The organism is Finegoldia sp. P1-F-LS (assembly GCF_052932205.1).
Window position 1 is genome coordinate 1 of the sequence record NZ_JBRFJH010000014.1, and the last position, 13,219, is coordinate 13,219.

The window sequence follows — 13,219 nt, forward strand, 5'->3', positions numbered from 1 at the left end:
ATGATAACTTAAGTTTAATGAATAATAGACCTAGAAAATGTATACAATATAAAACACCTAAAGAAGAACTTTTTGGTTTCTTACCATAAGTGTTGCATTTGATTTGACAATTCGTCTATAAAAAAAGAGACTCATACTGACCTCAATCTTACAATAATCTATAAATATTGTGTTAGGGTCATATTATGAATCTCGTATATTTTTTATTAAATTTCAAAAATTAAATATTTCTTTTTGTTTATATTTCGATTTCTTGTCAATATTATAACATCATATAATTTTAAATAAAATCTGATATCAAATTCCGAATATTTGAACTGCGTAATATCTGTCATAAGTTTGATCAGAATCTTCGTAATATGCTTTTGTAACGAATACTTTTATTTTAACTCTTGTGAACACTTCTCTCAACATATTTTCATTGTGTCCTGGAGAATTCTTCCATGCTTCCATTGCTCCACTTGCAGTATATGGTCCGTTATAGATATTTTCTCCGTTAATGTTTGAAATATCTGTTACTAAACCACCTTTTGGTCTTACATGTTCAAACAAATGAACAATTTCTGTAGCTCTTGTCTTTGCAATTGGAGTTAATGAATTATCTTGTTTCAATTCTTTAAGTCCATGTTCTTTACGATATTGATTCAAAAGTGTTAGTATTTCATCTGCCATTTTATCATCATAATGACCGCGTACCATTAAAATAGTGTCATCACTAATTTGGACTGGAAATTCTTGCTCATTTTCTAATCCTGGTAATGGCTTTCTACGAATAACTTTTTTGCCTGGATATTTCGGATCAGTTGTTACAGTATCTTCTGATTTGTTATTCATTATCAAGTCTTTAACTTTTTCTGATACTGTATTCTTTCCACCAACAATAAACATTTTTTCAAATGAATTGCTACCAATATATGATTTTACATCACTTGTTATTGAAGATTTTGAAACCAAAAGTATTGGTGCTTTTAATTTTTGTGAAAGTGGCGCTGCTACTAATGCATCTACGAACACCTCTCCACTAGCAAATATTGCTTTAGTTGGCGCTGTGAAACTTGCATTTGCAACTCTTACTGAAGTCATGTATCTATTTGTACCAAAAATTCTTTGTGGTTTGACATTAGTGATTGATCTTATTTCTTGTAAAACTTTGTCAGATACAGTGTTTTGTCCACCAACCACAAATATTTTCCCGATATTCTTATTTTGGAAAGATTGTAAATAATCTTTAGTATGATTAGAAATCTTGTTTTTTGATACTAATAATATAGGTGCATCGTATTTTTGTGCTAATGATGTGGCATTAATAGCATCAGCAAACACTTCGCCGCTTGCAACAACTAAGTTTTGTTTTTCAGCATTATTGCTAGAGAATTTTTCAGAAACAATTTTAGCATTAACTGCATATCTGTCATATCCATCATATCTTACAACTTTGATTTTCAAATCATTTTCGATATGATCTTGAACATCTTTACTTACAGATTTTTCTCCACCTATTATAATAACTTCATCCAAATCCTTTGATCTTAAAAGTTTTTCAGTGGATGCGTCTAATTTATCCGAATAAGTGTATAATATAGGGATTTCTCCTTGACTCATAACAGTTGAACTGATATTGTCTGGAAATTTAATTGCTGAAACAAGCACGACTTTTTTAGAATTTTGGTAATAATCTTCCATTACTTTATTTGCAACGGCAAATCTATCTCGGCCTTCAATTCTATTCATAGTTGATTGAACTTTTACTGGACTTTCGTTATCATTTTGTTCCTTTGCAAATACAGCAGTACTTGTACTAAATACCATACTAAATGTTAAACATAGAGCTATTATCTTCTTCTTAAGATTATTCATTTAACTTCTCCATTTATTATTAATAAAATTTTTCGATTTTGTATTCTTTTTGTAATTTGTCTGTAGCATCAATATATGCTTGTTGTTGTTTCAATTGTAATAGTGTTTGTTTAACTTCGTTTTTTGCTTCTTCAAAAGACTTTACTTTTCCTTCAGTCTTATCTTTAATATTGATAATATGATAACCGAATTGTGTTTTAACAGGTCCTACGATATCTCCGATTTTATTTTCAATCAAAGCATTTTCAAATTCTTTAACCATTTGACCTTGTTGGAATGTTCCCAAATCTCCACCTTGTTCTTTTGATGGACAAGTAGAGTATTCTTTTGCTAATTGTGCAAAATCACCATCGTTATCGATTTTTTCTTTGATTTCTTTAGCCAAATCTTCTGATTCAACCAAAATATGAGAAGCTGTGAATGTTGGTTGAACTTTGAAGTTATCTTTGTGACTTTCATAATATTCTTTCAATTCGTCATCTGATACTCTAACAGAATTGATTATGTTTGCCATGGCAAAATCTTTCAATAATTCTTCGGATTGTTTTTTAACTTCCTTCACATATATTTCATCTTTATCTAAGCCAGTTTTTTTAGCGTCAAAGAATAAAAGTTTTCTGTTGATCAATTCATCAGTTAATCTTTTTCTTCCTTCTTCGTTATTGAATTGCGCTCCTCTATAACCTAAAGCTTGAATAAAATTATCAACTTCTGATTGCTTAATTTCTTCACCATTTACTACTGCTAATATTTTATCTTTGTTGTCTTCCATTATTACCTCTTCCTTTACTAGTTAATTTTATTCCGTCTTTATAAAATTGTATCATATTTTCTTTTAATAGTCTTCCGACAGCTCTTTTGAAACTCGACTTTGACATGTTAAATACCGATTTGATTTTATTTGCATCTGTTTTATCGTTAAAATTTATAAAACCATCAGAATTTTTTAGCTCTTCCATTATTGCATCAGCATCTGATGAGATATGTTTGTATGCAGGTTCAAAAAATGACAAATCCAATTTACCATCAGATTTTACATCCGTAACTCTACATTTAACCTCTTCTCCTAAGTCCACAATGCCTGTTAGTTCGCTTGAAGGAATAAGCCCTTCGTATTTATTGTCAACAGCAACAAAAGCTCCTAGGCCGTCAACTATGTTGTATATAACACCTTCTACCCAGTCGTTCTTTACATATCCACTGTCGTTTTTCAATAAATTTTTGATTCGCATAGTAAGTGCCAATCTATTTGATTTGTCTATATACAAATACACCAAATATTTTTGACCTTTTACTAATTTTGAAGTTTGTTCCTTAAAAGGCAACAAAATATCCTTATCCAACCCGCAATCCAAGAATGCGCCTATTCTAGTAATATCTTTAACTTCAAGTCTTGCCATCTTGCCAAGTTCAATCTTAGATTGTTTTTTAGTAGCCAAAAGTTTTTTATTGTCGTTGTAAATGAATACATCTACAACATCACCAACTTTTTCTCCAGAAAGTTCGTCTACATTCATTCTAACAAAATTATTTTCGTTGTCTTTTTTCAACAAAACTTCGGTGTTTATTTTATCAATTTTTAAATTTTCTCTTTGTCCTAATTTATACATTTTTTCTCCATTCTAACTCATTCCACCAGGAAGTATTTCAAGTTCTGGATTATCAACTGGATCATAAGTAAATCCTTCACCAAGCACTTCGCTGACATACGAAATACATACGAATGCTTTAGGATCAATTGATTTTACATAATTTTTAATCTTGATATACTCCCCTCTTGAAACAATCGTATTAATAACAAATTTTTCATTATCAGAAAAACCACCAACTGCTTTAAAAATAGTAGATCCTCTGGAAATTTGATCAATTATATATGTGTTAATTTCTTTGTATCTATCACTTGTTATCATCATATTTACTCTAGTATTTAAACCAGCGATAGCCTTATCAATTACAATTGAGTTGATACAAATACCTAACATAGCATACATACCACTTTTTGTTCCAAAAGTATACATACCAAGTAACACTACAAAAAAGTCAGCCACAAGCATACATTTACCAACATCTATTGAGAGATATTTTCTGATAATCATTGCTATAATATCCGTACCACCAGTTGATGCTCCTTGATTGATAACTAAAGCCATGCCAATAGCAGAAATAATAATTCCAAAAATCAAATTAATTAAAATATCATCAGTTAAAGGTTTGAAGTTTGGTAGTAAAATTTCCAATAATGTCGTTGAACCTCCGAAAATAAAAGAACAATATATCGACAAAACACCAAAGCTTTTTCCTAAAATAATAAATGCAATGATATATAAAATTGTATCCATAATCATCACAAAAATACCCGTTGGAATTTGTGGAAAAAATGCATTCAAACTAATTGCTATCCCAGAAATTCCTCCTATTGTTAAATTAAAAGGCATTATAAAAAAGAAAAAACCAAAAGTAAGTATTAATGTTCCTATTGTTAATATTATTAATTTTTTAATCATTTTGTTCATGCTATCGCCTCCTATCTTTTAATTATACTTGTAAAAAATGCAAATTACAACGTTTTATAAACTAAAAAAACACCACAAAATAAATTAATCCAAAATTCATAATGCAGTGTTTACACTTAATTATTTTTCCTAAATTTATTTACTATCATCAAAATTATCAGAACTACAAGTCCTGTTAAAACAATTGATCCGCCTGGTTTTAATTGTAAATAATAAGACAAATTAATTCCTATAATGGTAAATAGAATCCCAAAAAGCGATGAATTAATCACAGTTTTTTTGAAAGAATGAGATACCATAATTGCACAAGATACTGGAATAACCATCAAGCTCGAAACCATGAGCGCACCTACTGTCCTTGATGCAATAGCAACAGTGATAGCTATCAAAAAAGTGAAGATTTTATTTATAAGTCCAACATTTATATTAGAAAGTCTCGCTCCATCTTCATCAAAAATAATATACACCAATTTCTTGTACAACGTAACATAAGCCACAATAACTATCATGCTCACAACAATCACTGTGTACAATTCAATATCCGGTATAGCTACAATAGATCCGAACATGAAAGATTGGAAGTTCGCAGCACCAGGAACGAAATCAGACAATATTGCAGCAAGTCCTATACCGCTACTCATAACAATTGCAGTGGACAAATCAGAACTTTTGGCAAAGTTTTTTCTGATGACTTCTATACCAAAAGCTGCAATTACGCATACGAAAATCGCTGCTATAACAGGATTTATTCCAAAAATAAGTCCCAATGCAACACCAGCTAAGGAACTGTGACTCAAAGCATCTCCTACCATTGAGTTTTTCTTGTTAACGACAAAGGTTCCTATCAGAGGAACAATAATTGAAACTAGAATCCCCACTATAAAAGCTCTTCTCATAAAATCATAAGAGAACATCTCAAACATGTTTCACCTCAACAAATTCATTATCTAATCTGAAAATTCTATTAAAATAATCTTTAGTAAAATCCAGCTCGTGCGTAACTACCAAAATAGTTATGTTGTGATAACTATTCAAATGCTTCAACAAATCAAATAAATTTTCCTTACTACTTTGATCCAGGCCTGCTGTAGGTTCGTCAAAAATCAAAATTTGTGGGTCATTCGCCAATGCCTTTGCAATCATAACTCTTTCTTGTTCACCACCACTCATATTATTGTAGTTGTAATTTTTCTTATCCTTCATTTCTACAATGGACAATGCATTTTCGATTTTTTCATGAGATTTAATGTTTTTATCATCAGTGACATTCATCGCTACTATTTCCCATGCAGTTATTGGAAAAGCAATGCTCTTTTCGTGATTGTTTTGCGGAACATATCCAAAACTAAAATTATCTCTTCCTCCAGCAAATTTAATTTCTCCACTATCCGCTTTTAGAAATCCTAAAATAAGCTTTAATAACGTAGATTTACCGGAGCCATTAGCTCCGGTTATACCTACGAAATCTCCCTTTTCAATATTAAAATTTATATCCCTTAATAGTTTCTCGTTTCTATACGAAAAATTCAAATTTTCTACACTAATTATATTATTCATATTATTTTGCTTGTGAGATTGCATCCAAGTTTTTTTCTAACAATGAAAAATAATTATCTTTTCCATCTTCTATTTCTTGAGTCTTAGCTTCAATTGTAGATAACCCAGCTGTCTTTGCATTGATTTCCTTAGCCAAAGAATTTGCAATCTTATCGCTTTCTCCCATTTCATAAAATACTGTATTTATCTTATGTGATTTTGCAAAATTAGTCAATTCTTTCATCTTATTCAAATCAGGTTCAGAATCTGAATTAATACCTTCAATTGGAACTTGATTAATCTCATAATCTCTTGCCAAATATCCAAACGCTTCATGTGGAACTATGAAGTATTTATCCTTTTGTGGAGCTAATACTTCAGCGTATTTTTTGTCTAATTCTTCAAACTTTTTATCTAATTCTTTGTAATTTTTTTCATAGAAATCTTTGTTTTCAGAGTCAAATTTAATAATAGCTTCATAAACATTTTTCATTTGAATTCTAGCTTGTTTTGGACTCATCCAAATGTGTGGATCAAATTCTCCATGGTGATGATGTTCGTGATCATGATCGTGATCTTTTTCTTCATGGTCATGGTCGTGATCTTTTTCCTCGTGGTCATGGTCGTGGTCTTGTTCTTCTTCAGCTTTTATCTTTTCAATATTTGCAGATGAATCGACAATTTCTGTATTTTTCAAACTAGATTTAACATCTTCTAACCAACCTTCCAATCCAAGACCATTAACGATAAGCATCTTTGAATCGGATAAGTTTTTAATATCTTGTGCTGTAGGTTCCCACTCGTGAACTGAAGCACCTTTTGGCATAACATTTACTACATCAATTTTATCCTTCGCAATTTCTTTTGCCATGTATTCAATCGGATAGAAACTAACATATAATTTCTTTGAATCTGACTTATCAGTTGATTTGTCATCAGTTTTTTCTTGTTGTTCTTGAACTTTTTGATTGTTAATATCATTATTTTGTCTAGCACAGCCAGAAGCCACACCAATCATAAGAGCTAATAATAAAATTCTATAAATTTTTTTCATAAATCCTCCATATAACTTTCTAATGCAAGTTATTTGCATTATCATTCTAGAGCGTATTTTTTAATTTGTCAAGGATTTTATAAAATATTTTTTAAAATTAAAAAACTCTTCCTAATTTCTAATTAAGAAGAGTTTTTGGTTTATTCAATTTAATTCAAATATTCGTCTATTTCTTCGATGATTTCTTCTTTTGTTTTATCTTCAAAAAATGATGGATCCATGTGTGTTAGAAAATGCCAATCGTCTTTTTCGCTTTTTCTGTAGACTATTGCTTCTCCATCTTCTGATCCGAAGTATGCTCTGTCTACGTCATATCCTTTTTCTTCCAAGTATTTTTTTACTTCGTTGTAGGATTTTTCTCTTGCTTCAATATATGTTTTCACATCTTTGTTAGCTATTACATAAGCATCAACCCTTGTAGAACTATCAACGATTCCATTTCCTTTTTCTGAAAGATTTGGAATTTCTTTCCAGAAGATTTCTGCTTTTCCTTGTTCTGTGAACATGAATTTGGTCATTGGAATTATATTTCCATTGTATTCCAGTTCCAAATAATCATCTAATTTTTCAGGATTGATATATTCATATACAAATCCATCTTCTTCTGTAATCTCATAACAATTTGTTTTCTTGATGAATTCTCTGCCTTCTTCAATTGTGTCAAATAATGCTAATTCAGTTGCTTCGCCATTTTGATTCAATTCTAAAATATACATTTTGTTCTCCTTTATAACTTGATTTTGAATTTTACTTTTTCTTCTTGTGTTTCAATGATTGCATCGATTTTGTAATTGTTGAGCAAGTTGCCAACGATATACAATCCAAGTCCGTTGCTATTTTCTTTGTTCAAATCACAATTTACATCAAACACTTTAGTGGTATCTAATTCGCTTGCCTTTTCGCAAGTATTAATTACTTCAAACCATTCTCCATCTGATTTGATAGTAATTGTCCCATATTCATCAGTGTATTTTACGGCGTTTCCAATCACATTAGATAGTATTATTTTAAGAGCTGATTTGCCAATAAAAATCTGTTCATCTGTAATCTGATTGTCGATTGTGATGTGTTTTTGATTTGCAATTACTTCCTGCTTATTAATTATATCATTTAATATTGGTAAAATTGTTACATTTTCTTCGTCATTCTTTAGATTTTCAATTGATGACAATGTTAGTATTTGCGAAATACTATGTGATAATCCATCAATTATTTTAAGAGATTCGTCAATGTACAAATCCCTGTTTTTGTATTTTCCTATGTTGTACTTCATATTTTCCAAAATTATTTTGAGGCTCGCAACAGGGGTTTTCAGCTCGTGTGATGCTCCTCTGAAGAAATCGTATTTTAATTTTTCTAACTTGATGATTTCTTCGTTTTTTGATTCCAAATCGTCAATTGAATGCAATAATGTAGTGTACAAATCATTTATTTGTGCCTTTAATTGCCCAATTTCATTTGTAGAATCTACTTCCAGTAGTGCTTTTTTGTCCATGTTAATCATTTTATCAGTAACTTGTTTTATTTCTTGTATATTATTATTGATTAGTTTCGCGTATATTAATGAAACGATTGCCGAGAAAATTATGGAAATAATAAGCGAAAACGGAAGAAATCTTAAACTCAAATTTTTCGCATCTCGCTTCATATCGGCTGTTGATACGAATTGAAGCGAAATTTTTTCTCCTGTATTTAGATTAATTTCTCGTTCCTCAATTATCAGTGAATTATTGTCACTTTTTTTGTCAAATCCAATTATTTCTTTAATTTGCAATTCGTTACCGTTGTTTTTGTTTTTAACGTAAGCTTTTATGTCATTGTTATTAGAATAAAAATTTAGCGACTGAGTAACATATCTAATATCTTTATTATTCAATGTCATGGAAATTTCATTTGCTTTTTTATTTATTTCTTGTTTCCTATCTTCCAAATATGTTTTTGGAAATATTAAAAACACCATAAAATGTATAAACAACACAGTAAGTCCTAGTGCTGCGAATATTTGTAGGAACATTTTTGGAAATATTTTTAAATTTTTCATTTTCTCTCCAATTTATATCCGACGTTTCTTATGGTTACAATGCAATCTAATTCTAGTTTTTTGCGTAATTCTTTTATGTAAACATCAATGACTCTGTCAAATGGTATTTCATCAGTTTCTTTCCAAACGCTATCAATTATTTGCATTCTAGTAAGTGCTTGTCCTTCATTTTCTATCATGTATTTGAGTATTTCTAATTCTTTGGCATTTACATCTACTTTTTTGCCGTTTAGTTTAGCAGTGTAGCTTGCAAAATTAACCTCAGTGTTTTTATAATTAAAAGTTTCGTTATTTCCATAATGTTTTTTGATTAATGACTCTATTCTAACTTTGAGGACTGGTAACGAAAAAGGTTTTTCGATGTATCCATCAGCTAGACTTGTGAATGCGTTTATTTTATATTCTTCATCACTGAATGCAGTCAACATTATAGCTGGAATATCACTTGTTTCTCTAATTTTTTTGAGAACATCAAGTCCGTTTATATATGGAAGTTGAATGTCTAATATTGCCAAGTTGATTTCGTTATTTTCAAATATACTTATTGCTTGTTTTCCATCTTCTGCTTGATAGGTTTTGTATCCAAATTCAGACAAAAATTCACAAATCCCTTCTCGTATCATTTTGTCATCTTCTACTACAAGTAAATTCATAATTTCTTCCTCTCTTTTATTTTATTATACAATATTTGGTTTAATTACAAAATTATCGGAGCATTTGCCCCGATAATTCTATTTTGTGTCTATTAATAAATCTTTCGGATTTTTTCTAAGAATATTTGTCGATGAGATAATTAATGAAATCAGCAAAACAATTGTCATAAATATTACTACATACATTAATGCTTTTGTTGATATATTGATATCTAGACTTGTCAATGTTTTATTGAAACCATCAACTTCTGCTCCACCACCAAGTCCAGTCGATGCAGATTGTTTGGCGATCTTATCAGCGATATTTCCTGTCACTTTTTGAAGTATATTATTTCCAATTTTATCTCCTGCAAATCTAGCCAAGAAAAATGATCCTATATATGCTGGTATAGCAACCAACAATAATTCTGTGACAAATTGTCCAAATATTTTTGCTTTTGATATTCCTATAGACAATAATACTGCAATTTCTTTTTTCCTTGCATTCATCCATAAGAACAATAATAAAGCTACTACTAAACCCGCAAACGCAAGTGATCCCACAAATAATTTATCAGCTATTGCATATATTCCACTAATTGATTCTTGTAGTGCTGGATAATTTGATGAACTTTTTATTAAATTATACTCTTGCCAATTTATATCAAGTTTCCCAAGATTTTTCATTACATCTTCTAGTTTTTTGTTACCTTTTACAAAGAATGTCGCATCTTGATAAACAGCTGTGTCTTCGGTATTGCCATAAACTTTGGCTGCTGTATTCAAATCAGTAATTAATGTGTTTTCATACAATTCTTGTGCAGCGCTAACCCCACCATTATTGTGTCCATCAAACAAACCTTTAATTGTAACTTCTACAGTTTCATTGGCTTGTTTTTCATTATCTGCATCAAATAAATTTGATTTTAATTTTAACTTATCTCCTATTTTTAAATGGTTTTTAGCAGCTAAATCTTTGTGCATAAGAATCTTATTCTTATCGTCATTTTTCAAATGTTCACCTTCTACCAATTTGTATGCTCCAGATACAAATTTTGTTTCCTTGGATGATTCGTTGACTCCGGTTAACATTACAGTGCTTTTAAAATTTTTCGCACGCTCTGGTGATTGATTAGCCAAAGTTTCTTGTGTTTCAATTATATCTAATCCATCCAAATCAGCCACGCTATTTATTCTTTTTACATAGCTTTCAATATCAGGTGAATCTGTGATTTTTTTTTATATCTTGTCCTTTGACATTTCCACCACCTCTTGGTGTTCCAGGATTAACTTGACGATTGATTTCCATCGAAAAACTATTTGTGATATTTCCAAAAGTTTTTTCAGATGCTTTGTCTGTAGCATCTTTTATTGATAAACTAATCAAACTTAATGATGACATCAACATTATTACGATTAAAATAATGATTGATTTAAGACTTTTTCTGGTTACATAGGCAAATGCGTTTTTTATCATAATTTCCTCCCTAAATATTGTCAACTACTTCTTGTAGTTTTCTATCCTTTAATTCAAGAACAATATCAGCAGCTTTTGCTACTTCTTTACTATGAGTAACAACTATTACGCACTTATTTCTTTCCATTGCAAGTTTTTTCAATATATTAATAATCTCACCAGCCGTCATATCATCCAAATTTCCAGTAGGCTCATCTGCTAATATTATTGGAGCTTCTGAAACTAAAGCCCTTGCAATTGCAACTCTTTGCTGTTGACCACCGGAAAGTTTCATGACATTTCTTCTAGTTTGACTTTTATCCAGTCCCAATTCCAATAAAATATCTTCTGAAGCATTTTTGTTTACTAATCTTATATTTTCAAGAGGAGTCAAGTAATCTATCAGGTTATAGTTTTGGAAAACTAATGATATATTATTCTTTCTATGATAACTGTGTCCTTTTTCCTCAATGTTTTTATTTTTAAATAAGATTTGTCCAGTATCTGGTGAATCTAATCCTGCCAATAATGATAGCAGTGTTGATTTACCTGTACCCGACTTACCTATTATTGCGTAGAATTTTCCTTGCTCAAATCCTCTGTTGATTAGTGATAAAACTTCTTCATTTGAACTTGAATAACTGTATGATACGTTTTTAATTTCTAAAATATCCATTTTATTTCTCCTAACTTATTTGTGATAAAATTTGTTTTGGTTTTTTTATTAATATTATTCCAGCTGCTATAATTACTGAAACAGCAATTATTATTAAAAGCAATCCGTAGCTTTTAGCAAATACTTCTAATTTATCTGATAATTTATTTATAAATAGACTTGCTGTAAATGATGCATTTTCTGATTTTGTAATTCCTGATGCTATTTGTTTGATGATAAAATCTCCATTAATTAATGAGAACATCGCCGCAGGAATAGATACAAAAACAAGCTCCATTATGAATTGTCCTATTATTTTAAGTTTACTAACCCCAATTGATAAAAGTATTCCTATTTCATAGATTCTTTCTCTTAACCATAATATTAAGATTAGTGATAAGACAACAAGTCCTGCTACCATGATCGAATATGTCATCATTTGTATTATGTGCTTTACACCATTTATCGAATCAATTACTTCTTTGAATGCATTATCATTTTTTTCTATAATATATTTTGAAGAATTTGTAATTTTGTTTTTTATCTGATTTATTACTTTATCCATTGAATCTGAATTTTGTGTATGCAGCAAGATTTTATTGGCAATTTGGTCATTACCTTTTATATTCAATGAATTTTGTGCTGAATTATAATTTACAAACATAGAGTTTTCGCTATAATCTGATGAAAATCCTGTATATTTTTCTTGTTTCTTTCCTGAAAATATCCCAACAATCTCATATTGAGATTCTTTGTTTGCATCCCCATTACCATTCATATTCAAAAATTTTAGACCTATCTTGTCGTGAAGTTTCAGTTTGTTTTTCTTAGCAAATTCTTCATGAACAAGAATCTTATTATCATCATTTTTATCGAGATTCTTGCCTTGTTTTATAGTAAAAACATTGCTTGTGAATAATTGATTGCGTTTTTGATTTGTCATCGCATCTATTGAAACTAGGTTTTTCATATTTGGAGATAAATCTTCACGCATTACTTTTTGTTCACTTTCAACGACATCAGAATTAGTCAAAGTTGCTAAACCTTCATAATGATATGAAATTTCTTTTATATCTTTAATTTGGTTTAATTTCTCAAAATCATTTATTTTAAAGTATCCATTTTTTTCTTTCTTAGTTATTGCAATAGATGAGTTAGACGTTTCATACAATGATTTTTCTAGTGTTTTTTGTGATTTCGAAATACTTAAACAAGCATATAAACATGATAATACGAGTGTTAGAATTATCAGCATTATCAAAGTTCTATTTCGTTTTCTTGTTATATAAAAAATCGCATTTTTTAACATACATTTCTCCTTAATTTTGTTATATGTATATCTTACACCAGTTTTATGAAATGTATATGAAATTCATGGCAATCATAACCACCAGCTTAGCCGGTGGTTTTTTTGTTTCTCTCACTTCGTTCGATCAACACACTTAAGTGCACAATTAAAGGCAGGTTGATAAAAT

General features: G+C 29.9%; 12 protein-coding genes and 1 pseudogene. All 13 read right to left on the reverse strand.

What is annotated here, in order from left to right; all coding sequences use genetic code 11:
• Positions 1-297 precede the first annotated feature (297 nt).
• The 13 genes and pseudogenes from ACU68Y_RS08465 to ACU68Y_RS08525 all read right to left on the reverse strand — a co-directional run bounded on the left by ACU68Y_RS08465 (position 298) and on the right by ACU68Y_RS08525 (position 13,053).
• Positions 298-1,857, reverse strand: a complete 1,560-nt coding sequence (locus tag ACU68Y_RS08465; RefSeq protein ID WP_446755882.1) for a cell wall-binding repeat-containing protein — start codon at positions 1,855-1,857, stop codon at positions 298-300.
• A gap of 19 nt (positions 1,858-1,876) precedes the next feature.
• On the reverse strand, positions 1,877-2,629 hold the full coding sequence (locus ACU68Y_RS08470) for a peptidylprolyl isomerase (protein WP_446755881.1): 753 nt from the start codon (positions 2,627-2,629) through the stop codon (positions 1,877-1,879).
• Positions 2,610-3,467, reverse strand: coding sequence for a CvfB family protein (locus ACU68Y_RS08475; RefSeq protein WP_154274093.1), 858 nt, complete (start codon positions 3,465-3,467; stop codon positions 2,610-2,612). Before ACU68Y_RS08475 ends, ACU68Y_RS08470 begins: the two co-directional genes overlap by 20 nt.
• Positions 3,468-3,479: 12 nt before the next feature.
• A complete protein-coding gene (locus tag ACU68Y_RS08480; RefSeq protein ID WP_002837978.1) occupies positions 3,480-4,370 on the reverse strand; it encodes a YitT family protein in 891 nt (296 codons plus the stop codon).
• 116 nt (positions 4,371-4,486) lie between these two features.
• A complete protein-coding gene (locus tag ACU68Y_RS08485; RefSeq protein WP_002841830.1) occupies positions 4,487-5,293 on the reverse strand; it encodes a metal ABC transporter permease in 807 nt (268 codons plus the stop codon).
• On the reverse strand, positions 5,286-5,927 hold the full coding sequence (locus ACU68Y_RS08490) for a metal ABC transporter ATP-binding protein (protein WP_446755880.1): 642 nt from the start codon (positions 5,925-5,927) through the stop codon (positions 5,286-5,288). The genes ACU68Y_RS08485 and ACU68Y_RS08490 overlap by 8 nt, the downstream gene beginning before the upstream one ends.
• 1 nt (position 5,928) lies before the next feature.
• Entirely contained in the window at positions 5,929-6,960 is a 1,032-nt protein-coding gene (locus tag ACU68Y_RS08495; RefSeq protein ID WP_446755879.1) for a metal ABC transporter solute-binding protein, Zn/Mn family, read from the reverse strand.
• A gap of 149 nt (positions 6,961-7,109) precedes the next feature.
• Positions 7,110-7,676, reverse strand: coding sequence for a hypothetical protein (locus ACU68Y_RS08500; RefSeq protein WP_446755878.1), 567 nt, complete (start codon positions 7,674-7,676; stop codon positions 7,110-7,112).
• A gap of 11 nt (positions 7,677-7,687) precedes the next feature.
• Complete coding sequence (locus ACU68Y_RS08505) at positions 7,688-9,001, reverse strand: histidine kinase dimerization/phospho-acceptor domain-containing protein (protein ID WP_446755877.1); 1,314 nt, start codon at positions 8,999-9,001, stop codon at positions 7,688-7,690.
• Positions 8,998-9,654, reverse strand: coding sequence for a response regulator transcription factor (locus tag ACU68Y_RS08510; protein ID WP_012290709.1), 657 nt, complete (start codon positions 9,652-9,654; stop codon positions 8,998-9,000). The genes ACU68Y_RS08505 and ACU68Y_RS08510 overlap by 4 nt, the downstream gene beginning before the upstream one ends.
• A gap of 78 nt (positions 9,655-9,732) precedes the next feature.
• A pseudogene (locus ACU68Y_RS08515) lies at positions 9,733-11,110 on the reverse strand (ABC transporter permease).
• A gap of 10 nt (positions 11,111-11,120) precedes the next feature.
• Positions 11,121-11,765 (reverse strand): ATP-binding cassette domain-containing protein, encoded by a 645-nt coding sequence (locus ACU68Y_RS08520; protein ID WP_002837977.1) that lies wholly within the window; start codon positions 11,763-11,765, stop codon positions 11,121-11,123.
• 10 nt (positions 11,766-11,775) lie between these two features.
• Positions 11,776-13,053 (reverse strand): ABC transporter permease, encoded by a 1,278-nt coding sequence (locus tag ACU68Y_RS08525; protein WP_446755876.1) that lies wholly within the window; start codon positions 13,051-13,053, stop codon positions 11,776-11,778.
• Positions 13,054-13,219: the final 166 nt, after the last annotated feature.

Excerpts from the sequence above, each read along its gene's own strand:
- ACU68Y_RS08510 (WP_012290709.1), bottom strand. The coding sequence starts at position 9,654 with ATGAATTTACTTGTAGTAGAAGATGACAAAATGATACGAGAAGGGATT.
- ACU68Y_RS08490 (WP_446755880.1), bottom strand. The coding sequence starts at position 5,927 with ATGAATAATATAATTAGTGTAGAAAATTTGAATTTTTCGTATAGAAAC.
- ACU68Y_RS08520 (WP_002837977.1), bottom strand. The coding sequence starts at position 11,765 with ATGGATATTTTAGAAATTAAAAACGTATCATACAGTTATTCAAGTTCA.
- ACU68Y_RS08525 (WP_446755876.1), bottom strand. The coding sequence starts at position 13,053 with ATGTTAAAAAATGCGATTTTTTATATAACAAGAAAACGAAATAGAACT.
- ACU68Y_RS08465 (WP_446755882.1), bottom strand. The coding sequence starts at position 1,857 with ATGAATAATCTTAAGAAGAAGATAATAGCTCTATGTTTAACATTTAGT.
- ACU68Y_RS08485 (WP_002841830.1), bottom strand. The coding sequence starts at position 5,293 with ATGTTTGAGATGTTCTCTTATGATTTTATGAGAAGAGCTTTTATAGTG.
- ACU68Y_RS08495 (WP_446755879.1), bottom strand. The coding sequence starts at position 6,960 with ATGAAAAAAATTTATAGAATTTTATTATTAGCTCTTATGATTGGTGTG.
- ACU68Y_RS08470 (WP_446755881.1), bottom strand. The coding sequence starts at position 2,629 with ATGGAAGACAACAAAGATAAAATATTAGCAGTAGTAAATGGTGAAGAA.
- ACU68Y_RS08475 (WP_154274093.1), bottom strand. The coding sequence starts at position 3,467 with ATGTATAAATTAGGACAAAGAGAAAATTTAAAAATTGATAAAATAAAC.
- ACU68Y_RS08480 (WP_002837978.1), bottom strand. The coding sequence starts at position 4,370 with ATGAACAAAATGATTAAAAAATTAATAATATTAACAATAGGAACATTA.
- ACU68Y_RS08500 (WP_446755878.1), bottom strand. The coding sequence starts at position 7,676 with ATGTATATTTTAGAATTGAATCAAAATGGCGAAGCAACTGAATTAGCA.
- ACU68Y_RS08505 (WP_446755877.1), bottom strand. The coding sequence starts at position 9,001 with ATGAAAAATTTAAAAATATTTCCAAAAATGTTCCTACAAATATTCGCA.